The sequence below is a fragment of the Stenotrophomonas sp. PS02297 genome (genome assembly GCF_029959705.1).
GTDB classification, from domain to species: Bacteria; Pseudomonadota; Gammaproteobacteria; order Xanthomonadales; family Xanthomonadaceae; genus Stenotrophomonas; species Stenotrophomonas nitritireducens.
On sequence record NZ_JASCOS010000043.1, the window covers coordinates 1 to 26,747 of the forward strand.

A 26,747-nucleotide genomic window follows, 5' to 3' on the forward strand; every position below is an offset into this window, starting at 1 on the left:
CAGCAGCAGCGCGCCGCCATCGCCCGCGCCCTGGCCGGCAGCCCGCGCCTGCTGCTGGCCGACGAACCGACCGGCAACCTGGACACGCAGATGGCGCGCGGCGTCATGGAACTGCTGGAGGAGATCAACAGCCAGGGCACCACCATCGTCATGGTGACCCACGATCCGGAGTTGGCCGCGCGCGCACAGCGCAACGTGCACATCGTCGACGGCCAGGCCACCGACCTGCTGCGCGAACCGTCGCTGGCGCAGGCCTGACCCGTTCCCCCGCCCGTCCGCCCCGCGGACAGGCGGGGCCCGGGGAGGGGCACCCTGGCTTGCGTCCGCCCCCTCCCGACCTCCCCTTTGCCCGGCAAAGAGGAGGAGCGATTCCCCGCAACCGGAACCGTCCATGTTCGCCTACTACCTGAAACTCGGCCTGCAGAGCCTGCGGCGCACGCCGGTGCTCACCACGTTGATGGTGCTGTCCATCGCCGTGGGCATCGGCGCGGCGATGACCACGCTGACGGTGATGCACCTGCTGTCCGGCGATCCGCTGCCGGGCCGCAGCCAGCACATCTTCTACCCGCAGGTCGATGCGCTCTCGACCGAGCGCGCGCGGCGCTACCCGCCGGACATGCTCGACTACACCTCGGCGATGGACCTGTGGCGCGCCAGGCGCGGCGACCGCCAGGCGCTGGTGAACGACAGCGAGATCAAACTGCACGCGCCGGAAACCGGGCAACCGCCGCTGATGACGATGATGCTTTCCACGCACGCCGACTTCTTCCCGATGTTCGCGGTGCCCTTCGCCTTCGGCGGGCCCTGGACGGGCGAAGACGACGAGCGGCGCGCGCGGGTCGCCGTCATCTCGTCCGACCTCAACGAAAAACTGTTCGGCGGCAAGGACAGCGTCGGCCGCACCCTGCGCATCCGCGATGCCGACGTGCGCATCGTCGGCGTGCTGGGGCCGTGGCGGCCGTCGCCGCAGTTCCACACCCTGGCCGGCGGCAACTTCTCGCAGGGCGACACCGCCAGCTTCTACGGCAAGCCCGAGGACGTGATGGTGCCGTTCCAGACCGGGCTGGAAATCAACGATGGCAACTTCAGCCAGTTCACCTGCAATGCACTGCCTGCCGTGCCCGGCCACCTGCAGAACAGCGAGTGCGTCTGGCTGCAGCTGTGGGTGGAACTGGGCAGCGCCGCCAAGGTCGCCGACTACCGCCGCTTCGTCGCCGACTACGCCGCGCAGCAGAAAGCGCTGGGCCGCATTCCCTTCCCGGAGAATGCGCGCCTGCTGTCGCTGATGCAGTGGCTGGACTACAACCAGGTGGTGCCGCGCGACGTGCGCCTGCAGAGCTGGCTGGCGCTGGCGTTCCTGGTGATCTGCCTGTTCAACACGGTCGGCCTGCTGCTGGCCAAGTTCCTGCGCCGCAGCGGTGAGATCGGCGTGCGTCGTGCGCTGGGCGCATCCAAGCGCTCGATCTTCGCGCAGTGCCTGATCGAAGCCGGCCTGATCGGCCTGATCGGCGGCACGCTCGGCCTGCTGCTGACCCTGCTCGGGTTGTGGGCGATCCGCAGCCAGCCGGTGGAATACGCCGATCTCGTGCACCTGGATCTGCCGATGTTCGCGGCCACCTTCGTCTTGTCGGTGTCGGCCAGCATCGTCGCCGGACTGTTCCCCGCCTCGCGCGCCAGCCGCATCGCGCCGGCGATGCAGCTGAAGACCCTGTAAGCGGAGCCAACGCATGGACATCAAGCCAATCCTCTCCGCCCTGGGCCGCCACCGCATCGCCGCCGCATTGATCGTGCTGGAAATCGCGCTGGCCTGCGCGGTGCTGTGCAATGCCTTCCTGCTGATCGCCGGCCGCCTGCAGCTGATGCATATCGACAGTGGCGTGCAGGAGAACACCGTGGGCATGATCGCGCTGAGCGGCTGCGACGGCTGCAACAACGCCGACCTCAACGCACGCGTACTTGGCGCGCTGCGCGCGATCCCCGGCGTGCGCGCCGCCGGCACCGCCAACAGCGCCCCGTTCGGCCCGCGCGCCGGCATGATGGGTGCCACGCTCGACCGCGAGGGGAAGCAGTGGGGCGGCGTGCTGCACTTCTACATGGCCGATGCCGCCGCGATCGAGACGCTGGGCCTGCGCCCGGTACAGGGCAACGCCTTCGCCGCCAGCGATTTCCAGCCGATCGACAACTTCGTGCCGAGCGACGCACCGGTGTGGATCACCCGCGCACTGGCCGAGCACCTGTGGCCGGGCGAGAGCCCGCTGGGCAAGGAACTGTGGAGCGGCGCGCATTTCCGCGTGACCGGCGTGGTGGACCACTTCGCCGTCACCTCCCCCGGCCGCACCGAGGAAGGCGTGGCCGGCGTGCAATGGTCGGTGATCGTGCCGGTGCGCGACGACGCGCAATCGGGCACCTACGTGCTGCGTGCCGATCCGCTCGACCTGCCGCAGGTGATGCAGGCCGCGCGCGCGGCGGTGGCCCGCGCCGTGCCCGAGGCGGTGATCGACCAGCAGCAGAGCCGCATGCTGTCCGAACTGCGCGAACGCTATTTCCGCAGCGACCGCGCCATGGCATGGCTGCTGGTCGGCGTGATCGCCGCGATGCTGCTGGTCACCGCGCTGGGCATCATCGGCCTGGCCAGCTTCTGGGTGCAGCAGCGCACCAAGCAGATCGGCATCCGCCGCGCGCTCGGCGCCACCCGCGGCCAGATCACCCGCTACTTCCAGACCGAGAACCTGCTGCTGACCGGCACCGGCATCACCCTCGGCATGCTGCTGGCCTATGGCGGCAACCAGATGCTGATGCACTACTTCGAAACCGCGCGGCTGCCGCTGCACTACCTGCCGCTCGGCGCGGTGGCCTTGCTGCTGCTGGGCCAGGCCGCCGTCATCGGCCCGGCGCTGCGCGCCGCCGCCGTCCCACCCATCGTCGCCACCCGCAGCGCCTGAACCGCGCAAGGAAACAAGCATGTTCGCCTACTACTTCAAACTCGCGCTGCGCAGCTTCCGCCGCAACAAGGTGCTCACCGCGCTGATGGTGCTGGCCATCGCGCTGGGCATCGGCGCGGCGATGACCACCCTGACCGTGTTCAAGGTGCTGTCCGGCGACCCCATCCCGCACAAGAGCGAGCGCCTGTTCTACGTGCAGCTGGACCCCTACACCCGCGACGGCTACAAGCCCGGCGAGGAACCGGAGCAGCAGTTGACCCGCTTCGATGCCGAGGAACTGCTGCGGCAGAAGAAGGCGCCGCGGCAGGCGATGATGACCGGCGGCGACGGCATCGTCGATCCGCGGGTCGACGCGCTCAAGCCGTTCAGCGTCGGCGCGCGCTTCACCTCGGGCGATTTCTTCCCGATGTTCGACACGCCGTTCCTGTACGGACAGGGCTGGAGCGGTGCCGAGGACACCGGCCACGCGCGGGTGGCGGTGATCGGCCGCACCCTCAACGAGAAGCTGTTCAAGGGCGAGAACAGCGTCGGCCGCGAAGTACTGTTCGAAGGCCACCCGCTGCGCATCGTCGGCGTGCTCGATACGTGGTCGCCGCAGCCGCTGTTCTACGACGTGTTCGTCGGCAAGTTCGACCGCAAGGAAGAGGTGTTCCTGCCCTTCTCCACCTCGCGCGACCTGGACCTGGACCGCAGCGGCAACATGAACTGCTTCGGCCGCGAGATCGTCAACGATGCCACCGCGCTGAACGTACCCTGCGCCTGGATCCAGTACTGGGTGGAACTGGACTCGGCCGGCGACGCCGCCACGTTCAAGACCTACCTGGACAACTACTCCGACCAGCAGCGTGCCGCCGGCCGTTTCGAGCGCCCGGCCAATACCCGCCTGCGCAACGTGATGCAGTGGATGGACTTCCGCGGCGTGGTGCCCGGCGACGTGCGCCTGCAGATGTGGCTGGCCTTCGGTTTCCTGCTGGTGTGCCTGGTCAACACGGTCGGCCTGCTGCTGGCCAAGTTCCTGCGCCGCAGCGGCGAGATCGGCGTGCGCCGCGCGCTCGGCGCCAGCCGCATGGAGATCTTCAAGCAGTGCCTGGTCGAGGCCGGCACGGTGGGGCTGGCCGGCGGCCTGCTGGGCCTGCTGTTCGCGCTGGGCGGGTTGTGGGCGGTACGGCAGCGTCCGGCCGAGTACGCGTCGCTGGCGCACCTGGACGGCTCGATGCTGCTGCTGACCTTCGCCCTGGCCATCGCCGCCAGCCTGCTGGCGGGCATCCTGCCGGCATGGCGGGCGATGCAGGTGACGCCGGCGCTGCAGCTCAAGAGCCAATAAAGCTGGAACAACTGGAGGAGTGGGGAGCAGGCGACCGGCTCTCCTCTCACTTCCCACTCCTCGTTTTTTTATTTTCCGCTCCCGGAGAACCCCATGGAAATCCGCCCCATCCTCTCCACGCTGGCGCGCCACAAGATGGCTGCCGCCCTGATCGTGCTGGAGATCGCGCTGAGCTGCGCCATCATCTGCAACGCGCTGTTCATCGTCACCCAGCGCCTGGAAACCCTGAACCTGGCCAGCGGCATCGACGACGACCGCCTGATCGAGATCGCCCTGAGCGGCATCGGCCAGCAGACCGACGCCGACGCCCGCACCGCCGAAGACCTGGCCTCGCTGCGCGCCATCCCCGGCGTGGAGCGCGTGGCGATCACCAACCAGCTGCCGTTCCAGAACGGCAGCTGGAACACCTCGCTCTCGCTCACTCCCGAGCAGGAAGTGCCTACCCTCAACGCCACCCAGTACCTGGTCAACGAGGGCGCGCTGGCCACCATGGGCCTGAAGCTGATCGCCGGCCGCGACTTCAACGCCGACGAGTACAAGAGCAACGACGAGCTGCGTTCGATCGAAGACGTCGCCAGCCTGCGCTCGGCGATCATCCTGAGCAAGGCGTCCGCCGACAAGATGTTCCCCGACGGCGGCGCGGTCGGCAAAACCGTGTACATGGCCAACATCCAGCTGACCATCGTCGGCGTGGTCGACACCCTGCTGCGCCCGAACCTGATGGGCGGCAACCGCACGTTCTCGGTGATCTTCCCGATCCGCATGAACTTCTCCAACGGCGGCCGCTACCTGGTCCGCGTCACCGACCCGGCGCGCCGCGCCGAGGTGCTCGACCAGGCGCTGGCCGCGCTGGACAAGAACGACCCCAACCGCCTGGTCTGGCGCAAGCAGACCTACGAGCAGGGCCGCGCCAGGTACTTCGCCAACGACCGCGACATGATCGGCCTGCTGCTGATCGTCAGCGGCCTGTTGCTGCTGGTCACCGCACTGGGCATCGTCGGCCTGGCCAGCTTCTGGGTGCAGCAGCGCACCAAGCAGATCGGCATCCGCCGTGCGCTGGGCGCGACCAGGGGCCAGATCCTGCGTTATTTCCAGACCGAGAACTTCCTGCTGGCGACGATCGGCATCGTCATCGGCATGCTGCTGGCCTACCTGCTGAACCAGTGGCTGATGGGACGCTACGAACTGCCGCGCCTGCCGCTGCTGTACCTGCCGGTCGGCGCGGGCGCGCTGTGGCTGCTGGGGCAGATGGCGGTGTTCGGCCCGGCCCGCCGCGCCGCGGCGATCCCGCCGGCCGTCGCCACCCGCAGCACCTGAGCCGGCTGAATGCCCCTCGCCCCACGGGGGAGGGGCCGCGGCCGGAGACCACCGGATCGCGCCAGTCCCCTCATCCATCACTTCGCACCGCAATCCCCCGGGGGGCATCCCCCGAAGGGAAAAGGAAATCCTGGAGCCCTCATGCTCGGCTACTACCTGCAGCTCGCGCTGCGCAGTTTCCGCCGCAACAAGGTACTGACCGCGTTGATGGTGGTGACGATCGGCATCGGCATCGGCGCGGCCATGACCACGCTCACGCTGTACAAGGTGCTGTCCGGCGACCCGATCCCGGAGAAGAGCACGCGGCTGTTCTATCCGCGGCTGGAACCGCGCACGCTCGGCCGCGATGTCAGCGTGGACCCGGAGCCGATGGAGCAGATGACCCGCTTCGACGCCGAGGAACTGCTGCGGCAGAAGCGCGGACTGCGCCAGGCGATGATGAGCGCCGGCTCGCTGACGGTGCTGCCCGAGGGTACCGCCGCACAGCCGTTCCGCGCCGCGTCGCGCTACACCTCGGCCGATTTCTTCGCCATGTTCAACGCGCCGCTGCGCGCCGGCCATGCGTGGAGCGCGGACGATGACATGTCGCGCGCACGCGTGGCGGTGATCGGCGCCAAGCTGGCCGAAAAGCTGTTCGGCGATGCCGATCCGATCGGGCGCGAGATCCACGTGTCGCAGGGCGTGCTGCGCGTCATCGGGGTGATGGACGAGTGGAAGCTCAACCCTCGCTTCTACGACCTGAGCAACCGCCGCTTCGGCGGCGGCGAACAGGTGTTCCTGCCGTTCTCCACCTCGCGCGACATGCGCCTGCCCACGCAGGGCAACATGAACTGCTGGGGCAACAGCAACGGCGACCCGGAAGGCGCGCGCGGACTCAATGCGCCCTGCACCTGGCTGCAGTACTGGGTGGAACTGGAATCGCCAGAGAAGGCCGCCGACTACCGCAAGTACCTGGCCGACTATTCGGACCAGCAGCGCGCCGCCGGCCGCTTCGAGCGACCGACCAATGTGCGCCTGGACGACGTGATGGGCTGGCTCGACTACAACCGGGTGGTGCCCAACGACGTGCGCATGCAGATGTGGCTGGCGTTCGGCTTCCTGCTGGTGTGCCTGCTCAACACGGTCGGCCTGCTGCTGGCCAAGTTCCTGCGCCGCAGCGGCGAGATCGGCGTGCGCCGCGCGCTCGGCGCCGCGCGCGGCGACATCTTCCGGCAATGCCTGACCGAGGCCGGCGCGATCGGCCTGGCCGGCGGCCTGCTCGGCCTCGGCTTCGCCGCGCTGGGGCTGTGGCTGATCCGCCAGCAGCCGGACGACTACGCACGCCTGGCGCAGCTGGACATCGGCACGCTGCTGATGACCTTCGCACTGGCCCTGCTGGCCAGCCTGCTGGCCGGCATGCTGCCGGCGTGGCGGGCGATGCAGGTGCCGCCGGCATTGCAGCTCAAGAGCCAGTAAGGAGAGAAACGCCATGGAAATCCGCCCCATCCTCTCCGTCCTGATGCGGCACAAGACCGCCGCGGCGTTGATCGTGCTCGAGATCGCGCTGAGCTGCGCGATCATCTGCAATGCGATCTTCGTGATCGGCCACCGTACCGGGGAGATGCGCCGCGACAGCGGCATCGCCGAGGACGAACTGGTCTACATCAGCGTCAGCAGCCTGCAGCCGGATCGCAACCGCGACGCGATGCGGCGCGAGGACACCGCCACCCTGGCCGCCGTGCCCGGGGTCAGGTCGGTCACCAGCGTCAACCAGCTGCCCTACGGCGACAACGTCTGGGCCTCGGGCATCAACCTGCGCCCGGGCCAGGCCGAGTCCATCGTCACCGCGTCCAATTACATGGACGATGGCCGGCTGCTGCCCACCCTGGGCCTGCGCATCGCCGAAGGCCGCGGCTTCAATCCCGACGAGTACCAGAACCAGGACGCGCTGGAGGCGGCCGGACCGACGCCGCAGGTGCCTTCCGTCCTGTTGAGCCGCTCGCTGGCGGCGCGGTTGTTCCCGGGCAGGAGCGCGCTCGGCCAGGACATCTACGTCTGGGGCGACAAGCCCAGCCGCGTGGTCGGCGTGGTCGACCGGCTCATCGCGCCGGGGCGCGGCCGCACCTTCGAGGACAGCTTCCACACCATGATCTTCCCGCTGTGGACATCCAACGGCGACTACGTGCTGCGCACCGATCCCGAACGCCGCGGCGAAGTGCTCAAGGCCGCCGTGGCCGCGCTCAACCGGACCGATCCCAACCGGATCATCGACACGCAGAGCACGGTGAGCGAAATGCGCCGCGACTTCTACAGCCGCGACCGCGCGGTGATCTGGCTGCTGGTGAGCGTCTGCGTCGCGCTGCTGGCGGTGACCGCCTTCGGCATCGTCGGCCTGGCCAGTTTCTGGGTGCAGCAGCGTACCCGCCAGATCGGCATCCGCCGCGCGCTCGGCGCCACCCGCGCGCAGATCCTGCGCTATTTCCAGGCGGAGAATTTCGTGCTCACCAGCACCGGCATCGTGCTCGGCGTGCTGCTTGCCTATACCTTGAACCTGACCCTGATGCGCCAGTACGAACTGCCGCGCCTGCCGCTGGTCTACATTCCGGCCAGCGCGCTGCTGCTGTGGCTGCTGGGCCAGGCCGCGGTACTTGGACCCGCGCGCCGCGCCGCCTCCATTCCACCGGCCGTCGCCACGCGCAGCGCCTGATATCCGCGGGAACTCCTGATGAAGACCACGCTGCGCCTGTTGCCCCTGCTGCTGATGTCGCCCGCCGCCGTGCTGGCGGCCGACGACCTGGCCACCACCATCACCGCGCTCGACGATGCGGTGTTCGACAGCTTCAACCAGTGCCAGGACCCTGCGCAGCTGCAGAAGCACGCCGGCTACTTCGACCCGGCGGTCGAGTTCTACCACGACACCGGCGGGGTCACCTGGACCCGCGAGGCGATGCTGGACAACACGCGCCGCCACGCCTGCGGCCGCTACACCCGCGAACGGGTGGCCGGCAGCCTGCAGGTATTCCCGGTCAAGGACTTCGGCGCCATCGCCCAGGGCAGCCACCGTTTCTGCGATACCGCCAGCGGCAGGTGCGAGGGGCTGGCGGACTTCGTCATGCTCTGGCGCCTGCACGATGGCCAGTGGTCGATCACCCGCGTGCTGAGCTATGCCCACCGCGCAGCCCATCCGCCGGCGGTGCAGCCATGAACTACACGCTGGAGCTGGGCTTGAAGGGACTGTGCCGGCACCCGCGCACGATGCTGCTGGCGGTGTTCACGATGGCGCTGGGCCTGGCCGCGACGATGACCATGCTGACCCTGCTGGCGATGCTCTCGGCCGATCCGCTGCCGGGCCAGAGCCGCAACCTGTACCTGGCGTGGGTGGATTCGCGGCAGGCGCCCGACGCCGGCGACAAGCTCGACGACGAAAGCCGCACGCCGCCGCGCCTGCTGAAGCTGGCCGACGTAAAGGCGCTTGCCGCCGCCATGCCGCAGGCGCGGCAGGCGGCGCTGGTGCCGACCTCGCTGTCCCTCGACAACGAGGACGGCAGCACCCAGGCCTCGGTGCGCGCGCTGCTCGCAACCGGGCCGATGCCGTCGATGTTCGCGGTGCCGCTGCAGCACGGCCGCTACTGGACCGCGCAGGAGGAACGCGAACATGCCCCGGTGGCGATCATCGACCGCGAAACCAGCCTGAAACTGCTCGGCACCGCCAATGGCACCGGCCAGCGGGTCCGTATCGGCAGGACGTTGTTCCAGGTCATCGGCATCAGCGCCGGGTGGAATCCACAACCGCACTTCTACGCGCTGCAGGGCAACGAGAGCGCGTGGGGCAAGCAGTTCGCCGTGCGCGTCTACCTGCCGCTGGAAAGCGCGCTGGATGCCGGCGTGACGCCGGCGAGCAGCCAGGACTGCGACCGCGGCAAGCATGGCGGGTTCCGCTTCAACGAACTCGACGTCGGCGCCTGCCGCTTCCTGCAGCTGTGGGCCGAGCTGACCACGCCCGAATCCGTGCGCTCGTTCAACGACCAGCTCGACGGTTACACCCGCCAGCGCCATGCCGAGGGCGTCTTCGTGCGTCCCCCGCAGTCGCGGCTGTACAGCGTGCGGCAATGGCTGGCCGCCAACCGCGCAGTGCCGGCCAGCGTGCACCTGAACCTGTGGCTGGCGGCAGGCCTGCTCGGCCTGTGCATGGTCAACGTCGCCGGGCTGCTGGCGGCGCGCTTCCTGCGCCGCGGCACGGAACTGGGGGTACGCCGCGTGCTGGGCGCGTCGCGCCGCGACATCGTCCTGCAATGCCTGACCGAAGCCGGCATCGCCGGCCTGGCCGGCGGCCTGCTGGCCTTGCCGCTGACCCTGTTCGGGCTGTGGGTGGTGCGCCTGCAGGACCGTGGCTATACCGAACTGGCGCACCTGAATCCGCTGCTGTTCCTCGCCCTGCTCGCACTGGCGGTGCTGGTCGGCCTGCTGGTGGGCGTGCTGCCGGCCTGGCGGGCGACACGCATCGAGCCGGCGCTGCAGGTGAAGAGCCTCTGACGGGGAATGACCATGGGAACCGCTTTCACCTTACCCGCCATCGGCCCGATCATCTCGGGGCTGCGCCGCCATCGGCTGATGCCGCTGCTGGTCATCGCCCAGATCGCCTTGGCCTGCGCCATCCTGACCAACGCCCTGTTCCTGCTGCAAAGGCAACTGGCGCCGCTGCTGGTCGACGACGGCATCGTCCGCGACGAAGTGCTGCTGGTGGACCAGCTGATCCTGGGCAAGGGCCGCTGGAGCACCGCCGAGGTGCAGGCCACCCGGGAAGCCCTGCGCGCGCTTCCCGGCGTGCGCGCGGTCGCGCCGACCACCGGCGTGCCGATGCGCCAGGTGATGACCTTCGAACTGCCGGTGAAAAGCCCGGCCGGCGTCACGGTGGCCGCCACCGGCTATGCCGGCGACGGACTGGTGCAGGCGCTGGGCCTGGAGATCGTGCAGGGCCGGGATTTCAGCGACGACGAGTACGCCGCCACTGGCGCCCTGTTCGGCGATGGCAACCGCGGCAACATCGTGCCGGTGGTGATCACCGAAGCCCTGGCCCGGCACCTATTCCCCGATGGCGGTGCGCTCGGTGGCCGGCTGGGCGGCGACGAAGGCCCCGACGACGACAGCTACTACGTGGTGGTCGGTACCGTCCGCCATCTGCTGCGCTACCAGCTCGGCGAACTGGACGACGGCCAGGCCGAGTATTCGATGCTCTACCCGGCGCGCAGGTTCGACAACCTGCCGGTCATGTCCTACGTGGTGCGCACCGATCCCCTGCGCCGGGACGAAGTGGCCAAGGCCATCCCCGCGCTGCTGGAACGCCAGTTCGGTGGCCGCCTGATGCGCGGCGTGCCGCCGGTCGTCATCGATTACGAAAGCCAGCGGCGCGACGCGTTCACGCAACGGCGCGCGGCCGTCTGGCTGCTCGGCACCGTCTGCGTGGTGGTCACCCTGATCACCGTGATCGGCATCGCCAGCCTCAGCGGCTACTGGATCGAGCAACGTACCCGGCAGATCGGCATCCGCCGCGCGCTGGGCGCTACCCGGCGGCAGATCCTGGGCCATTTCCGCTGGGAAAACCTGCTGCTGGGCTGCGCCGGGCTGGCGCTGGGCCTGCCGCTGGCGCTGGCGATCAACCAGTTGCTGATGCACTACCACGAGCTGCCGCGGCTGCCGCTGCACTGGCTGCCGATCGGTGCGGCGGTGCTGCTGCTCACCGGCCAGTGCGCGGTGTCCGGCCCGGCCCGTCGCGCGGCGTCGATTTCACCGGCCATGGCGACGCGCGGCGCATGATGCCGGCCAACGCCCGCCAGACACCTTTCGAAGCCGCAGCCGCCACCTGCGGATGCGGTGCGCAGCGTGTAAGGTCTGCGCTTCCCTTTTCCTCCCGCCTGCCCCAACCGTGATGCCGCAGATACTGATCATCGACGACAACGCCGCCGTGGCCACCGCGCTGGACGTGCTGTTCTCGCTGCACGACATCGAGACGCGGCATGCGTGCTCGCCCGAGCAGGGGCTGGCGATGCTCGCCGAGCAGGAGTTCGACCTGGTGATCCAGGACATGAACTTCACCGCCGATACCACCTCCGGCGAGGAAGGGCAGGTGCTGTTCCGGCAGATCCGCGACAGCTGGCCGGACCTGCCGGTGATCCTGCTCACCGCCTGGACCCACCTGGACAGCGCGGTGGAACTGGTCAAGGCCGGCGCCGCCGACTACCTGGCCAAGCCGTGGGATGACGGGCGCCTGCTGACCACGGTCAACAACCTGCTGGAGCTGGCCGAGACCCGCCGCGAACTGAGCCGCCGCCGCCAGCGCGAGCTGAAACAGCGGCAGAGCCTGCACGAGCGCTACGACCTGGCCGGCGTGGTGTTCGCCGACCCGGCCAGCGAGCGCGTCATCAGCCTGGCCTGCCAGGTCGCCCGCTCCGACCTGCCGGTGCTGATCACCGGCCCAAACGGCGCCGGCAAGGAGAAGATCGCCGAGATCATCCAGGCCAACTCCGGCAAGCGCGGCGGCCCGTTCGTCGCGCTCAACTGCGGCGCGATCCCCGCCGAGCTGATCGAGGCCGAACTGTTCGGCGCCGAAGCCGGCGCCTATACCGGCGCCAACAAGGCGCGCGAGGGCAAGTTCGAGGCTGCCGACGGCGGCACCCTGTTCCTGGACGAGATCGGCAACCTGTCGCTGACCGGGCAGATGAAACTGCTGCGCGTGCTGGAGACCGGCCGCTTCGAGCGCCTGGGTTCCAACCGCGAGCGCCAGGTGAAGGTGCGCGTGGTCAGCGCCACCAACGCCGACCTGCCGGCGATGATCCGCGACGGCAGCTTCCGCGAAGATCTCTATTACCGCCTCAACACCGTGGAGCTGGCGCTGCCGGCGCTGGGCGAGCGGCGCGAGGACATCCTGCCGCTGGCGCGCCATTTCCTCGGCGACGAGGGCAAGGCGCTGTCGCCGCAGGCCGCGCAGGCGCTGCAGCGGCACACCTGGCCCGGCAACGTGCGCGAACTGCGCAACGTGATCCAGCGCGCCAGCCTGCTCGCGCAGGGGCCCCGGATCGAAGCGCCCGACCTCAACCTGCCGCGCGCGCCGCTGCGCCCGACCGCGCCGGCGGACGAGCCGGACCGCGCACGCATCGTCGGCGCGCTGGAGCGCGCCGGCGGCGTCATCGCCCAGGCCGCCGCCGACCTCGGCCTGAGCCGGCAGGCGCTGTACCGGCGCATGGACCGCCACGGCATCCCGCGCGAATGAAACGGCCATGTTGAGAACGCGCTCCTTCACCTTCCGCCTGTTCCTGCGCCTGCTGCCGGTGCTGGGACTGGCCGCGGCCCTGCCGTGGTTGCTGGCCTACTGGATGGATCGCGGCTGGGTGGTCTCCCTGGTCTCCACCGCCCTGCTGCTGGCGCTGATGTGGTGGACCCTGCGCCGCGCCACCGCGCCGATCCGCTCGCTGCTGCGCTCGCTGGCCGGCATCACCAGCAGCTACCGCGACGGCGAATACAACTTCGGCGTGCACTGGCGCGGCGACGACGAGCTGGCGCAGCTGGTGAAGGCGCATGCCGAGCTTGGCGACGTACTGCGCGAGCAGCGCCAGTCGCTGGTGCAGCGCGAATTGCTGCTGGACACGATGGTGCAGAACACGCCGGTGGCGATGCTGCTGCTGGCCGATGGCGGCGATGGCGTCCAGCGCGTGGCGTTCTCCAACCTGTCCGCGCGCAAGCTGCTGCACGGCGGCTGGAAGCTGGAGGGCAAGCGCATGCACGAGCTGCTGGAGAACATGCCGGTGGAGCTGCGCAACGCCATCGCCCGCGGCGGCGACAGCCTGTTCGCGGTGCGCGAGGCGGACGGCGACGAGGACGACGAACAGATCTACCACCTGTCGCGGCGCGGCTTCCATCTCAACGGCCGCCCGCACGACCTGCTGCTGCTGCGCCTGCTGACCGCCGAGCTGCGCCGCCAGGAAGTGCAGACCTGGAAGAAGGTGATCCGCGTCATCAGCCACGAACTCAACAACTCGCTGGCGCCTATCGCCTCGCTGGCGCACTCCGGCGCCGAGCTGGTGCGGCGCGGCCGTACCGACCGCCTGGAGGACATCTTCGGCACGGTCGAGGAGCGCGCGCGCCACCTGGAAGGCTTCATCCGCGGCTACGCGCGCTTCGCCAAGCTGCCGCAGCCGCAGCTGCAGACCATCGCCTGGGCGTCGTTCCTCGGCGGACTGCAGCAGCAGATCCCGTTCCGCATGGTGCCGCCGCCGGAAGACCTGTGCAGCCGCCTGGACCCGGCCCAGTTCTCGCAGGCGATGCTCAACCTGCTCAAGAACGCGCACGAGGCCAGCACCGACAACGGCGTCACCGACGACGCGGTGGAGGTGCGGCTGGCACGGCTGCCGCACTGGCTGCGCATCGAGGTGCTGGACCGCGGCAGCGGCATGAACGAGGCGGTGCTGCAGAACGCACTGATGCCGTTCTATTCGACCAAGCGCAACGGCACCGGCCTGGGCCTGGCGCTGACCCGTGAGATCGTCGAAGCGCACGACGGCCGCATCTCGCTGCAGAACCGCAACGATGGCGGCCTGTGCGTGACCATCCTGCTGCCGGCCGGCGCCTGATCCAGCCTGACACGGCTCAGGCCCGCGGCCCGGCGCCGTCCGTCGCCACCAGCAGCCACGCGCTGCGGCTGCCCGCCACCAGCAGCGCCAGCGCCGCGCACATCGCCAGCACGAAGGCCTCCGCCACGCGCGGCAGCACCAGCAGCACTCCGGCGGCAAGGAAGAACAGCTGGCCCATGATCGACAGGCCGAAGCGCTGCAGCAGCAGCGGCCGCGACCGCAGCTCGCGGCGCAGCGCGGCCATGCCGCGCACGGTGCGGATCACCAGCACCCCGCCCACCGCGAGCAGCAGCAGGCCGTGATTGGTCCGACCAAGCACCGGCACGATCAGCAGCAGCGAGCACACCAGCACGCCGAGGAAATCCAGGTACACCTGCTGGGCCAGCGCATGCATCGCGCCATCCCTGCCCAGTCCGCGCCGGTCGCGGTCGAAGGTCATCGCCACGAACACCAGGCCGAGCAGGCCACCGCCGATCTGCGCGGTAGCGATGAAGAACGCACTGCATGCCGCAAGTTGCTGCTCAAAGCCATCCATACGCCATTGTCCCGGCTGGATTGATCAGGATTTCTTCTGCGGGCGCTTCCAGCCTTCGATGGTCTGCTGGCGGCTGCGCGCCACCGTCAGCCGCTCTTCCGGCGCATCGCGGGTGACCACCGAACCGGCGCCGATGGTGGCGCCGTCGCCCAGTGTCACCGGCGCCACCAGCGAGCTGTTTGAGCCGACGAACACGCGGTCGCCGATGGTGGTCTGGAACTTGTTCACGCCGTCGTAGTTGCAGGTGATGGTGCCGGCGCCGATGTTGGTGCCGCTGCCGATCACCGCATCGCCCAGGTAGGTGAGATGGTTGGCCTTGCTGCCCTTGCCCAGCGTCGCCTTCTTGGTCTCGACGAAGTTGCCCACGTGCACGCCATCGGCCAGCACGGTGCCGGGGCGCAGCCGCGCGAACGGACCGATCTGCGCCGCGCCTTCGCTGACCACGCCCTCCAGGTCGCAGTGCGGGCGCACTTCGGTGCCTGCGCCAAGCCGGACGTCCTTCAGCCGCACGAAGGCGCCGACGACGACGCCGTCGCCCAGTTCGACTTCGCCTTCAAGCACCACGTTGGCGTCGATCTGCACGTCGCGCCCGGCCTTGACCGTGCCGCGCTGGTCCAGGCGCGCCGGATCGAGCAGGCGCACGCCCTGCTCGCACAGCGCTCGCGCCGCGCGCAGCTGCCAGGCCCGCTCCAGCTGCGCCAGCTGCCACGGGTCGTTGGCGCCTTCGGCTTCCTGCGGATCGGCCACGTGCACCAGCGCGGCCGGCGTGTACTCGGCCGCGGCCGCGGCGAACACGTCGGTCAGGTAGTACTCGCCCTGCGCGTTGGCATTGGACAGGCCGGACAGCCAGCGCCGCAGCGCGGTCGACTCGGCGGTGATGATGCCGGTGTTCACCGTGCGGATGCGCTTCTGCTCATCGTCGGCGTCCTTCTGCTCGACGATGGCGGCGACCTTGCCCTCGGCATCGCGCACGATGCGGCCGTAGCCGGTGGGGTCGTCGAGTTCGGCCACCAGCACCGCCAGCCGCGGTGCATCGTGCAGCAATGCGCGCAGCGTATCGGCGCGGATCAGCGGCACGTCGCCGTACAGCACCAGCACCTGCGCGGTATCCGGCACCGCCGGCATCGCCTGCAGCACGGCATGACCGGTGCCCAGCTGCTGCTGCTGCTCGGCCCAGACCAGGTCGTCCTGTCCGGAAAAGGCGGCACGCACCGCCTCGCCGCCGTGGCCATGCACCACGTGGATGCCGGCCGGCTGCAGTTGCCGCGCGGTCTCGATCACATGCGCCAGCATCGGCCGCCCCGCCACCGGTTGCAGCACCTTGGGCAGGAGCGACTTCATGCGCTTGCCCGCGCCGGCGGCGAGGATGATGACGTGCAGCGGTTGGCTCATCGGGGGAGTTCCGTGGATCGATGCCCGGATTCTAAGAACGCGCCGGCAAGCCGTCGAGCGCGGCACCTGCCGATGCCGGGCGGATGCAGGCCGGTCCAGGCGATGGCCGTGCCGGGGAACGGGGCACGACGGCCCTCCGTGGCGACCATCGCACTCCCGCGACATGGCGGCACCGGCCGGCGTCGTGCCGCATTTCAGCCCCGGTGCCGCCGGCGCATGGATACGCATGCGCCGGCAATCGGTAGCATGGGCGGCTTCGACCGCCTGCTCCCATCGCCATGACCCTGTTGCGACAAGGTGGCCGCTACATCGCCGCCGGCCTGATGCAGTTGCTGCTGGACTGGCTGGTGTTCGTGGCGGCCACGGCCGCCGACCTGCCGCCCGTGCCCGGCAACCTGCTCGGGCGCAGCAGCGGCGCGCTGCTGGGGTTCTGGCTCAACGGCCGCTACACCTTCCCGCGCGAGGACGGGCGCCGCCATGGATGGAAGCGCTTCGCGCGTTTCCTCGCCCTGTGGTTGCTGATGACCGCGCTCAGCAGCTGGCTGCTGGCCTGGGCCGCGCAGACGCTGGGCCTGCAGATGGCCTGGCTGGCCAAACCACTGGTGGAAGGTGGCCTGGCGGTGCTGAATTTCTTCCTGCTGCGGCACGTGGTCTACCGCTGAGCCGGAACGCTTCTGCAGGGGCGCGCCTCACTGCGCGATGGAGCTTTCCCCGTGCGCCCGCGCAAGGACATACAGGCTGTCCCGGAAGTGCCCGCATCACAGCCCCATCGCGCACTGAAGCGCGTGCCTGCGGCCGGATGCACGGAGGAATGCCGCCCAACAAAAAACGCCGGGCAAGCCCGGCGTTCCTGTTCTTCCGCAGTTCCGCGCTCAGTGCTTGAGGTTGCGGCGCAGGCGCTCCAGCGCCTGCAGCTGCGCGGTGACCTCGGCCAGGCGCTGCTGCGCCTCGGCCAGTTCCATGGCTTCGCCACGGTTGGCCAGCACGCGCTCGGCTTCTTCCTTGGCCTTGCGCACCGCCGCTTCATCGATGTCGGTGGCGCGAATGGCGGTGTCGGCCAGCACGGTCACGACCTGCGGCTGCACTTCCAGGATGCCGCCGGAGATGGCGAAATCCAGGTGCTCGCCCGTGGCGGTGGTGACCACGACCTTGCCCGGCTTCAGGCGGGTGATCAGCGGCGCGTGCTTGGGCGCGATGCCCAGCTCGCCCAGCTCACCGGTGGCCACGACCAGGGTCGCTTCGCCGCTGAAGATCTGCTGCTCGGCACTGACGATGTCGCAACGGATGGTGCTCATGGAACTCTCTTCGCCTGGTTGGGTGGGCCTGCGCCCACCGCAGGATGCCGCGGAGGCGGAGCGGACTCCGCCTTACGCCGGAATTAGGCCTTTTCGGCCATCTTCTTGGCCTTCTCGACCGCTTCTTCGATGCCGCCGACCATGTAGAACGCCTGCTCCGGCAGGTGGTCGTACTCGCCCTCGACGATGCCCTTGAAGCCGCGGATGGTTTCCTTCAGCGGCACGTACTTGCCCGGCGAGCCGGTGAACACTTCGGCCACGTGGAACGGCTGGCTGAAGAAGCGCTCGATCTTGCGGGCGCGCGACACGGCCTGCTTGTCTTCCTCGGACAGCTCGTCCATGCCCAGGATGGCGATGATGTCCTTCAGTTCCTTGTACTTCTGCAGGGTCTGCTGGACGCGCTGGGCGGTGTCGTAGTGCTCCGAACCGATGACCTGCGGGTCCATCTGGCGCGAGGTCGAGTCCAGCGGGTCCACCGCCGGGTAGATGCCCAGCGAGGCGATCGAACGCGACAGGGTCACGGTCGAATCCAGGTGGGCGAAAGTGGTGGCCGGCGACGGGTCGGTCAGGTCGTCCGCGGGCACGTACACGGCCTGGATCGAGGTGATCGAACCGGTCCTGGTCGAGGTGATGCGTTCCTGCAGGACGCCCATTTCCTCGGCCAGGGTCGGCTGGTAGCCCACCGCCGACGGCATGCGGCCCAGCAGCGCCGACACTTCGGTACCGGCCAGGGTGTAGCGGTAGATGTTGTCGACGAACAGCAGCACGTCCTTGCCCTTGCCGCTGGCGTCCTTCTCGTCGCGGAAGTACTCGGCCATGGTCAGGCCGGTCAGGGCGACGCGCAGGCGGTTGCCCGGCGGCTCGTTCATCTGGCCGTAGACCATCGCCACCTTGTCGAGGACGTTGGAGTCCTTCATCTCGTGGTAGAAGTCGTTGCCCTCGCGGGTACGCTCGCCCACGCCGGCGAACACGGACAGGCCGCTGTGCGCCTTGGCGATGTTGTTGATCAGCTCCATCATGTTGACGGTCTTGCCGACGCCGGCGCCGCCGAACAGGCCGACCTTGCCGCCCTTGGCGAACGGGCACATCAGGTCGATCACCTTGATGCCGGTTTCCAGCAGCTCGGTCGAGGAGGACTGGTCTTCGTACGACGGGGCGGCGCGGTGGATTTCCCACGAGTCCGAAGCGGCGACCGGGCCGGCTTCGTCGATCGGGCGGCCCAGCACGTCCATGATGCGGCCCAGGGTGCCGGCGCCGACCGGCACCGAGATGGCGCGGCCGGTGTTGTTGGCGACCAGGCCACGCTTCAGGCCGTCGGTGGAGCCCAGCGCGATGGCGCGGACGATGCCGTCGCCCAGCTGCTGCTGCACTTCCAGCGTGATTTCGGTGTTCTCGACCTTCAGCGCGTCGTACACCTTCGGCACGTCGCTGCGCGGGAATTCGACGTCGACGACCGCGCCGATGATCTGAACGATCTTGCCCTGACTCATTGCTGCATCCTCTAAATGTGTGCTTTGACTGTGCGCGTCAGACTGCTGCCGCGCCGCCGACGATTTCGGAGATTTCCTGGGTGATCGCTGCCTGGCGGGCCTTGTTGTAGACCAGCTGCAGGGTTCCGATCAGCTTGTTCGCGTTGTCGCTTGCCGCCTTCATCGCCACCATGCGTGCCGCATGCTCGGAAGCAACGTTCTCCAGCACGGCCTGGTAGACCAACGACTCGATGTAGCGCGTGATCACGTGCTCGAGCACGGTCGCGGCATCGGGTTCGTACAGGTAGTCCCAGTCGTGCGAGGCGACCTGCGTCTCGCTGGCCGGCAACGGCAGCAGCTGGTCGAAGGATGCCTTCTGCGTCATCGTGTTGATGAAGCGGTTGTAGACCAGGTACACGCGGTCGACCTTGCCTTCGGTGAAGGCGTCGAGCATGACCTTGATCACGCCGATCAGCGTTTCCAGCTTCGGCTGGTCGCCGATGTGGGTGACGCTGCCGACCATGTTCACGTTGACGCGGCGGAAGAACACGCTGGCCTTCTGGCCCACGGTCACCATGTCGATCTCGGCGCCCTTGTCCTGCCAGCCGCGCATTTCAGCCACGGCCTTGCGGAACAGGTTGTTGTTCAGGCCGCCGGCCAGGCCGCGATCGGAAGAGATCACGATGTAGCCCACGCGCTTGACGTTCTCGCGCTCGACCAGGAACGGATGCTGGAAATCGGTGCTGGCCTGGGCCAGGTGGCCGATCACCTGCTTCATCGCCTGCGCGTACGGACGCGAGGTCTTCATCCGATCCTGCGCCTTGCGGATCTTGGAGGCCGAGACCATCTCGAGCGCGCGCGTCACCTTGCGGGTGTTCTGCACGCTCTTGATCTTGGTTTTGATTTCGCGTCCGCTTGCCATCTCTAATTCCCGTAGCGCGGGGGCCGACCCCCGCTTTGTCACAGTGAAGCGGGGCGAGCGCCCCGCTCTACATGCGGCTTACCAGCTGCCGGTGGTCTTGAACTCGGAGATGCCCTTCTTGAAGGCGGCTTCGATCTCGTCGTTCCAGGCACCGGTGGCGTTGACCTTGGCGGTCAGCTCGCCGGCGGTGTTGGCGAAGTGGGCGTGCAGGCCCTCTTCGAACGCCAGCAGCTTGCTGACCGGCACGTCGTCCAGGTAACCCTCGTTGACGGCGTAGATCGACAGCGCCTGGTCGGCGATGGACATCGGCGCGTACTGCTTCTGCTTCATCAGCTCGGTGACGCGCTGGCCGCGCTCCAGCTGCTTGCGGGTGGCTTCGTCCAGGTCCGAGGCGAACTGCGCGAACGCAGCCAGCTCGCGGTACTGGGCCAGCGAGATGCGGATGCCGCCGGACAGCTTCTTGATGATCTTGGTCTGGGCCGAACCACCGACGCGCGACACCGAGATGCCGGCGTTCACGGCCGGGCGGATGCCGGCGTTGAACAGGTCGGTTTCCAGGAAGATCTGGCCGTCGGTGATCGAGATCACGTTGGTCGGGACGAATGCGGACACGTCGCCGGCCTGGGTCTCGATGATCGGCAGCGCGGTCAGCGAACCGGTCTTGCCGGTGACCTTGCCTTCGGTGAACTTCTCGACGTACTCCTCGGACACGCGGGCGGCGCGTTCCAGCAGGCGCGAGTGCAGGTAGAACACGTCGCCCGGGTAGGCTTCGCGGCCCGGCGGGCGCTTGAGCAGCAGCGAGATCTGGCGGTAGGCCACGGCCTGCTTGGACAGGTCGTCGTACACGATCAGGGCGTCTTCGCCGCGATCCATGAAGTACTCGCCCATGGTGCAGCCGGAGTAGGCGCTGATGTACTGCATCGCGGCAGACTCGGAGGCGGTGGCGGCCACGACCACGGTGTGGGCCAGGGCGCCGTTCTCTTCCAGCTTGCGCACGATGTTGGCAACGGTCGAGGCCTTCTGGCCGATCGCCACGTACACGCACTTGATGCCGGTGCCCTTCTGGTTGATCACCGCGTCGATGGCCATCGCGGTCTTGCCGGTCTGGCGGTCGCCGATGATCAGCTCGCGCTGGCCGCGGCCGATCGGGATCATCGAGTCGACCGACTTGTAACCGGTCTGCACCGGCTGGTCGACGGACTTGCGCCAGATCACGCCCGGGGCGACGCGCTCGACCGGAGCGGTCAGCGAGGTGCCCAGCGGGCCCTTGCCGTCGATCGGCTCGCCCAGCGCGTTCACCACGCGGCCGAGCATTTCCGGGCCGACCGGCACGGACAGGATCTGGCCGGTGGTCTTGGCCACGTCGCCTTCGCGCAGGTGCTCGTAGTCGCCCAGCACCACGGCGCCGACCGAGTCGCGCTCCAGGTTCAGCGCCAGCGCATAGGTGTTGTTCGGCAGCTCGATCATTTCGCCCTGCATCACGTCGGCCAGGCCGTAGATGCGCACGATGCCGTCGGACACCGAGGTCACGGTGCCTTCGTTGCGCGATTCCGCGGACAGGGCGACCTTCTCGATGCGGTTCTTGATCAGTTCGCTGATTTCGGAGGGGTTGAGCGTGGTAGCCATCGTCAAGTCCTAGTGCCGGCGATCAAGCCGGACGATAAGTGAATTCAGTGTGCGAGCGCGGTCTGCAGGCGCGACAGCTTGCCCTTGAGCGAACCGTCGATGACCACGTCGCCGGCGTCGATCACGGCGCCGCCGATCAGCGAAGCGTCCACCGCGGTCGATACCTCGACGTCGCGGCCGAAGCGCCTGCGCAGCGCGGCCTTGATCTTTTCCAGCTCGTCGGCCGAAAGCTCGGACGCCGAGGTCACCGTGGCCTTGACCACGTTTTCGGCTTCCGCGCGCAGCTGGTCGAACAGGCCGGCGATCTCCGGCAGCTGCTGCAGGCGGTGCGACCCGGCCAGCAGGTTCAGGAAGCGGCCGTAGGTTTCGCCCGCCGCTTCCGGGGCCAGCAGGGCGACGGCGTCGCCGCGGGCCAGCTCCGGATTGGACAGCAGGGCCGACACGCGCGGATCGGCGGCAACGCGGGCGGAAAACGCAAGCGCTTCCGACCACGGCGCGAACTTGCCGTCCTCGCGCGCAATCGCGAACGCGGCGCGGGCATAGGGGCGGGCAAGCGTGAGGGCCTGGCTCATCTATCAGATCTCCGCGGCCAGCTCGTCGAGCAGCGCCTTGTGGGCGTTGGCGTCGATTTCGCGCTTGAGCAGCTTCTCGGCGCCGGTCACGGCCAGGGCGGACACCTGCTTGCGCAGATCCTCGCGGGCGCGGTTGGCGGCGGCGTCGATTTCAGCCTGGGCCAGTTCTTTCTGGCGGTTGGCTTCGGCGATGGCTTCGTTCTTGGCGGCTTCGACGATCTGGTTGGCGCGGGCGTGGGCCTGGTCGATGATCTCGTTGGCCTTGCCACGGGCTTCCTTCAGCGCCTCGTTGACCTTCACCTCCGCCTGGGCCAGATCTTTCTGGCTGCGGTCGGCAGCGGCCAGGCCTTCGGCGATCTTCTGCTGGCGCTCTTCGATGGCCTTCAGCAGCGGCGGCCAGATCAGGGTCGCGATGATCCAGATCAGCGCGGCGAACGCCAGGGCCTGTGCAATGAGGGTAAAACCGATATCCATTGTTTTGGCTCAATCAGTGGTTTCGGGGTGATCGCGCCGCTACCGCAGCAGCGGCGCGACCAGACCTTCATCCGTGGCCGGGCGCACAAGGCGCCCGGTCATCTCGCTGCAACCGGGATCAGCCCGCCAGCTTGGCGGCTTCGGCCAGCAGGGTGGCGGCCAGCGGGTTGGCGAAGGCCAGCAGCAGGCCGACGGCGACCGAGATGATGAACGCGGCGTCGATCAGGCCGGCGGTGATGAACATGCGGACCTGCAGGACCGGGATCAGCTCCGGCTGGCGGGCGGCCGATTCCAGGAACTTACCAGCCATGATGGCCAGACCCAGACCGGCGCCCAGCGCGGCCAGGCCGATCATGATGCCGACGGCAAGGGCGGTGGAGCTCTGAACTTGGGCGAGATTGGTCAGGACGGCGAAGTACATGGTTTTCTCCGAGAACTATGGGTAGCTAAGGGTGATGAAACGGATGAAGGTTGGAACTGGTTGAAGCTTGTAGCTTAGTGGCTGTCTTCCGACAGGCTCAGGTACACGATGGACAGCATCATGAAGATGAAGGCCTGCAGCGGAATCACCAGCAGGTGGAACAGCATCCAGCCCAGGCCGAACACGCCACCGGCAACAGCACCGAACAAGCCGGCGCCGCCCAGCACCCATATCAGCAGGAAGACGATCTCGCCGCCGAACATGTTGCCGAACAGTCGCATCGCCAGGGAGATCGGCTTGCTCAGCCACTCGACGATGTTGAGGATCAGGTTGAACGGCATCATCCACTTGCCGAACGGAGCGGTCAGGAACTCCTTGACGAAGCCGACCAGGCCCTTGGACTTGAGCGAGAAGAAGATCATCAGGAAGAACACGCTGATCGACATGCCCAGGGTGGCATTGACGTCGGCGGTCGGCACCGGCTTCCAGTAATGGACGCCCATCCATTCCAGCGGCTTGGCGATGAAATCGGCCGGGATCATCTTGATGAGGTTCATCAACAGGATCCAGAAGAAGATGGTGATCGCGATCGGCGTCACCAGCTTGCTCTTGCCGTGGTAGGTGTCCTTGGCCTGGCGGTCGACGAACTCCAGGCAGATCTCGATGAAGGCCTGCCACTTGCCAGGCACGCCGGCGGTGGCCTTGCGGGTCGCCATCCAGAAGGCGAACACCATCAGCAGACCCATCAGCACCGCGGTGACGATGGTATCGACGTGGATGGTCCAGAATCCGCCGCCATCCCCGACCTTGGCGGTCAGGTTCTGCAGGTGATGCTGGATATAGGTGGTAGGGGTTAGAGCCTCGCCCGCCATGAGTCCGGAACCTTTTTTGAATTCGATCAACGCCTGGCCAGAGCCAGAACCTGGAACATCAGCGCCACTGGAATCGCCGCCAGCAGCGCCAAGGGAGGAAGCCGCCACCAGACAAACGCCATTGCCAGCACGGCGACAATCAACACGATCTTCAGCGCGAACCCCAGGAACATGCGGATCATCGCCGAACCGGCGGCCTGTACGCCGCCGCCGAGCCCCACCCATGCCGCCAGGACCGTCCCCGCCACCACCGTCACGCCGGAGACCAGCGCGCCAAGGGCGTACTTCGGCCCCACCAGCAGGAAGGCCAGAGCCAGGACAACCACTGCGGCCAGCGGGTAGACCGCGGCACGCAGCATCAGCCGCCGACCCGCATCAACGGAGTTCAGCACGTGGAATGTCCTGCTTCATGGAACAAGGAGATCTGGGCGGCGCTGGAAGCGCCTCATCGAGCCGCCAAATTATAGCAGGGGGACATTTTGCGAGACAACCGCCACAAGCCGCCCCCCCTGCGGATCGCAAGTTGCGGCATTTACAGGATTTTTCATCCGCCCCCGGGCATCGGCCGGGAACCGCCTTTTTGCGGCGCAGCATGCGGAACTTCGGTGCCGCCGCGGGGTCACACACCACGCCTGCCGCCATTACCTCGTCGATGTGCGCGGAAGGCGCAACGGGCGGGGTGGCCCTGAACCGGGCCATCCCGCCGCATTTCCACCGCCGATGCGCACCGCTTCCTCCTGCGGGCGCGAGGCCCACCGCATCTTGCGCTGCCCTCATGGCAAGCGGGCGCGGCGCGCCGGAAAGACGCGCAGGGCGCGCTATTCACGCAGCAGGCGACCGCCTTTGACCACGGCCGCCGGCCGGGTCAACACGGTGATGTCCTGCAGCGGGTCGCCATCGACCGCGACCAGATCGGCGAAACGGCCAACCTCGATCGCGCCGACATCGCCCGGCCGGCCCAGCGCTTCGGCGGCATTGACGGTGGCGGCCTGGATCGCCTCCAGCGGACTCATCCCCCACTCCACCATCTTGGCGAACTGCCTGGCGTTGTCGCCATTCGGATACACGCCGCCATCGCTGCCGAACACCATCCTCACTCCGGCCGCATGCGCGGCACGGAAGGTCTCGCGCTGCTTGCGGCCGATCTGCCGCTCCTTCTCCAGCGACGCCGGGAACAGGCCGTTTTTCTCGCCTTCGGCCAGGATGTAGTCGTCGTTGTAGATGTCCATCGAGAACCAGGTGCCATGCTGCCGGGCCAGCCGGAACGATTCCTCGTCGGCCAGGCTGCAGTGCTCGATGGTGTCGGCGCCGGCACGTATCGCATCGTTGATGCCGCTGGTGCCGTGCGCATGCACCGCCACCTTCATGCCCAGCATGTGCGCCTCGCCGACCAGGGCCTTCATTTCATCCAGGCCGTACTGCTGCGCGCCCACCGCATCGGTCTTGGACAGCACGCCACCGGTACCGCAGAACTTGATGACTTCCGCCCCGTACTTGCGCAGCCTGCGCACGGCCGTGCGGATCGCCTCCGGGCCGTCGGCGACGCCCGGGCCCGGCACAGCCACCGATGGCGGGAACTCGGTACTGTCGCAATGGCCGCCGGTCGCGCCGATCGCATAGGTGGCCGGCACGATGCGCGGGCCGTCGATGTAGCCATGCTCGACCGCCTGCTTCAGCGCCACGTCGTCGTAGTTGGCCGAACCGACATTGCGCACGGTGGTGAAGCCGGCCCGCAGGGTACGCCGCGCATTGGCCACGCCCACCACGGTCCAGAAATTGTCGGTGTACTCCAGCCCCTGGTAGCCGCTCAGCGTCGGATCGGCGGTCAGGTGCACGTGCATGTCGATCAACCCGGGCAACAGGGTGCGCCCGCCCAGATCGACCCGCGTGGCGCCGGCGGGCAATGGATCGCCAGCGCGGCCGATGCGGCTTATCCGCCCATCCACGACCTCGATCTGCGGTTGTTGCAGATAACGCCCGCTGCGCACGTCGAGCATGCGCGCGGCATTGACCACGACGGTTTCGGCCTGTGCGGGCACCGCCGCGCAGAGTCCAGCAACGGCCAGCACGCAGGCCGGCACGCGAAGCATTTTCCTCATCGTCACTCCCTCCCCAGGGCATATGTCAGACGTGTTTCAAGCGCGCCGATCTTGCACCCATCGCCCGGCCCTCAGCAATTCGTCGCGTCCGGAACGACGAACGCCCCGCTCGACGGGGCGCTGGTGTTGCCGCAGATCCTTGCACGGTGCCGGGGCGTGCCCCGCTATTGGCCGTCACTGGCAGGCGGTGGCGGGTACATCCGCATCGCCACGCAGAGGTAATCGGCCAGCGGCATCTGCCCCAGCGCCGCGCGACGCTGATCGACCTGCTCCGGCGCTTCCATCGGTTTCGGCTGCCATTGTCCGTCGATCGCGGTCAACTGGCTGCCGTAGCGCTGCGGCCTGCCGGCGTTCACCAGAACCCTGTCGGTCAGCAGCGCGAAATCGTGTGCCGAGACCTCGCCGCCTTCCACCTGCGGCATGATGCCGTCCAGCACCTGGCGCTGGAAATCCACATCACGGTCGGCATGCTGCACCAGCAGCCACGCCGCCGATACGCCATCGGCGCCGACCTCCCGCGCGCCGGGCAGGCCGCCGTGATCGGCGACGATCCGCTTGATCCGTGGCAGGTTCGCTGCGTCCACCGCAAGCATCCGTTCGATCATCGACGGCGACCAGTCGCCAACGCGCGCTTCCTGGTCGATGCGCGCCATTTCCAACAGCTGTTCCCGCAGCTGCGGCGCGGCAGGCACGATGCCGGCCAGCCGCTGCGCAAGCGCCTGCCCGCGCTGTTCGTCCGCCCTGACGAAAACGGCCGCGCCCGGGCACTGCGCCAACGCCGCGGCAAGTACCGGGTCGTCGTCTTCGGCCCACGCATTGCCGGCCCAGAGCAGCACCGGAAGCACCGCCATCGCGCGCAGCATTCCCCCCCCCCTCCTTTCAGA

The 26,747-nt window shown here is 68.3% G+C and carries 25 protein-coding genes and 1 pseudogene; 13 read left to right on the top strand and 13 right to left on the bottom strand.

The annotated features are described in order from the left end of the window. The 12 genes and pseudogenes from QMX80_RS10210 to QMX80_RS10265 all read left to right on the top strand — a co-directional run. Nucleotides 1-258 (top strand): annotated as a pseudogene (locus QMX80_RS10210) (ABC transporter ATP-binding protein); the annotation flags it as partial. A 133-nt stretch (nt 259-391) separates the two neighbouring features. Next, nucleotides 392-1,714, top strand: coding sequence for an ABC transporter permease (locus QMX80_RS10215; RefSeq protein ID WP_282276870.1), 1,323 nt, complete (start codon nt 392-394; stop codon nt 1,712-1,714). 13 nt (nt 1,715-1,727) lie between these two features. After that, nucleotides 1,728-2,942 (top strand): FtsX-like permease family protein, encoded by a 1,215-nt coding sequence (locus tag QMX80_RS10220; protein ID WP_282276872.1) that lies wholly within the window; start codon nt 1,728-1,730, stop codon nt 2,940-2,942. Between the two features lie 19 nt (nt 2,943-2,961). After that, the gene (locus tag QMX80_RS10225) at nt 2,962-4,266 is read left to right on the top strand and encodes an ABC transporter permease (RefSeq protein ID WP_055770480.1); all 1,305 of its coding nucleotides are present in this window, start codon (nt 2,962-2,964) and stop codon (nt 4,264-4,266) included. Nucleotides 4,267-4,359: 93 nt separating this feature from the next. Beyond that, a complete protein-coding gene (locus tag QMX80_RS10230) occupies nt 4,360-5,583 on the top strand; it encodes an FtsX-like permease family protein (protein WP_273082927.1) in 1,224 nt (407 codons plus the stop codon). A gap of 141 nt (nt 5,584-5,724) precedes the next feature. Then, on the top strand, nt 5,725-7,038 hold the full coding sequence (locus tag QMX80_RS10235) for an ABC transporter permease (protein ID WP_282276877.1): 1,314 nt from the start codon (nt 5,725-5,727) through the stop codon (nt 7,036-7,038). Between the two features lie 13 nt (nt 7,039-7,051). Next, nucleotides 7,052-8,269 carry an FtsX-like permease family protein gene (locus QMX80_RS10240; RefSeq protein ID WP_273082932.1) on the top strand — a complete coding sequence of 406 codons (1,218 nt, stop codon included), beginning with the start codon at nt 7,052-7,054 and terminating at the stop codon, nt 8,267-8,269. 18 nt (nt 8,270-8,287) lie between these two features. Next, complete coding sequence (locus QMX80_RS10245) at nt 8,288-8,767, top strand: nuclear transport factor 2 family protein (protein WP_282276887.1); 480 nt, start codon at nt 8,288-8,290, stop codon at nt 8,765-8,767. Beyond that, a complete protein-coding gene (locus tag QMX80_RS10250) occupies nt 8,764-10,095 on the top strand; it encodes an ABC transporter permease (RefSeq protein ID WP_282276888.1) in 1,332 nt (443 codons plus the stop codon). The genes QMX80_RS10245 and QMX80_RS10250 overlap by 4 nt, the downstream gene beginning before the upstream one ends. Nucleotides 10,096-10,107: 12 nt before the next feature. Continuing rightward, nucleotides 10,108-11,376 carry an FtsX-like permease family protein gene (locus tag QMX80_RS10255; protein ID WP_282276889.1) on the top strand — a complete coding sequence of 423 codons (1,269 nt, stop codon included), beginning with the start codon at nt 10,108-10,110 and terminating at the stop codon, nt 11,374-11,376. Between the two features lie 112 nt (nt 11,377-11,488). Continuing rightward, entirely contained in the window at nt 11,489-12,829 is a 1,341-nt protein-coding gene (locus QMX80_RS10260) for a sigma-54 dependent transcriptional regulator (RefSeq protein WP_282276890.1), read from the top strand. A 10-nt stretch (nt 12,830-12,839) separates the two neighbouring features. After that, nucleotides 12,840-14,186 (top strand): HAMP domain-containing sensor histidine kinase, encoded by a 1,347-nt coding sequence (locus QMX80_RS10265; RefSeq protein WP_282276903.1) that lies wholly within the window; start codon nt 12,840-12,842, stop codon nt 14,184-14,186. Nucleotides 14,187-14,202: 16 nt separating this feature from the next. Here the strand turns inward: QMX80_RS10265 and QMX80_RS10270 are convergent, their stop codons facing one another. Both QMX80_RS10270 and glmU read right to left on the bottom strand, forming a co-directional pair. Further along, nucleotides 14,203-14,721, bottom strand: coding sequence for a hypothetical protein (locus QMX80_RS10270; RefSeq protein WP_273082940.1), 519 nt, complete (start codon nt 14,719-14,721; stop codon nt 14,203-14,205). Nucleotides 14,722-14,745: 24 nt separating this feature from the next. Then, on the bottom strand, nt 14,746-16,113 hold the full coding sequence (glmU, locus tag QMX80_RS10275; RefSeq protein ID WP_282276892.1) for a bifunctional UDP-N-acetylglucosamine diphosphorylase/glucosamine-1-phosphate N-acetyltransferase GlmU: 1,368 nt from the start codon (nt 16,111-16,113) through the stop codon (nt 14,746-14,748). A gap of 278 nt (nt 16,114-16,391) precedes the next feature. Between glmU and QMX80_RS10280 the strand changes: the two genes are divergently transcribed. Next, entirely contained in the window at nt 16,392-16,775 is a 384-nt protein-coding gene (locus QMX80_RS10280) for a GtrA family protein (RefSeq protein ID WP_282276893.1), read from the top strand. A gap of 210 nt (nt 16,776-16,985) precedes the next feature. Here QMX80_RS10280 and QMX80_RS10285 read toward each other — a convergent pair whose 3' ends face one another. The 11 genes from QMX80_RS10285 to QMX80_RS10335 form a co-directional block, all read right to left on the bottom strand. Next, entirely contained in the window at nt 16,986-17,408 is a 423-nt protein-coding gene (locus QMX80_RS10285) for a F0F1 ATP synthase subunit epsilon (RefSeq protein WP_055770512.1), read from the bottom strand. Nucleotides 17,409-17,491: 83 nt separating this feature from the next. Beyond that, nucleotides 17,492-18,898 (bottom strand): F0F1 ATP synthase subunit beta, encoded by a 1,407-nt coding sequence (gene atpD / locus QMX80_RS10290; RefSeq protein WP_055770515.1) that lies wholly within the window; start codon nt 18,896-18,898, stop codon nt 17,492-17,494. Between the two features lie 37 nt (nt 18,899-18,935). Continuing rightward, nucleotides 18,936-19,799 carry a F0F1 ATP synthase subunit gamma gene (gene atpG / locus QMX80_RS10295; protein ID WP_055770518.1) on the bottom strand — a complete coding sequence of 288 codons (864 nt, stop codon included), beginning with the start codon at nt 19,797-19,799 and terminating at the stop codon, nt 18,936-18,938. 78 nt (nt 19,800-19,877) lie between these two features. After that, nucleotides 19,878-21,425: a F0F1 ATP synthase subunit alpha gene (gene atpA, locus QMX80_RS10300; RefSeq protein ID WP_055770521.1), complete on the bottom strand. Its 1,548-nt coding sequence runs from the start codon at nt 21,423-21,425 to the stop codon at nt 19,878-19,880. Nucleotides 21,426-21,469: 44 nt separating this feature from the next. Further along, on the bottom strand, nt 21,470-21,997 hold the full coding sequence (locus QMX80_RS10305; RefSeq protein ID WP_273082946.1) for a F0F1 ATP synthase subunit delta: 528 nt from the start codon (nt 21,995-21,997) through the stop codon (nt 21,470-21,472). A 3-nt stretch (nt 21,998-22,000) separates the two neighbouring features. After that, nucleotides 22,001-22,471, bottom strand: a complete 471-nt coding sequence (locus QMX80_RS10310) for a F0F1 ATP synthase subunit B (protein WP_055770526.1) — start codon at nt 22,469-22,471, stop codon at nt 22,001-22,003. A gap of 118 nt (nt 22,472-22,589) precedes the next feature. Next, complete coding sequence (atpE, locus tag QMX80_RS10315) at nt 22,590-22,892, bottom strand: F0F1 ATP synthase subunit C (RefSeq protein ID WP_054660225.1); 303 nt, start codon at nt 22,890-22,892, stop codon at nt 22,590-22,592. 74 nt (nt 22,893-22,966) lie between these two features. Next, nucleotides 22,967-23,764, bottom strand: coding sequence for a F0F1 ATP synthase subunit A (atpB, locus tag QMX80_RS10320; protein WP_273082951.1), 798 nt, complete (start codon nt 23,762-23,764; stop codon nt 22,967-22,969). 26 nt (nt 23,765-23,790) lie between these two features. Further along, nucleotides 23,791-24,156, bottom strand: a complete 366-nt coding sequence (locus tag QMX80_RS10325) for a hypothetical protein (protein WP_200911390.1) — start codon at nt 24,154-24,156, stop codon at nt 23,791-23,793. Nucleotides 24,157-24,582: 426 nt separating this feature from the next. After that, nucleotides 24,583-25,863 (bottom strand): amidohydrolase family protein, encoded by a 1,281-nt coding sequence (locus QMX80_RS10330; protein ID WP_282276899.1) that lies wholly within the window; start codon nt 25,861-25,863, stop codon nt 24,583-24,585. Nucleotides 25,864-26,027: 164 nt separating this feature from the next. Next, nucleotides 26,028-26,747: DUF6624 domain-containing protein (locus QMX80_RS10335; protein ID WP_282276901.1), on the bottom strand; the 720-nt coding region annotated here is incomplete at its 5' end.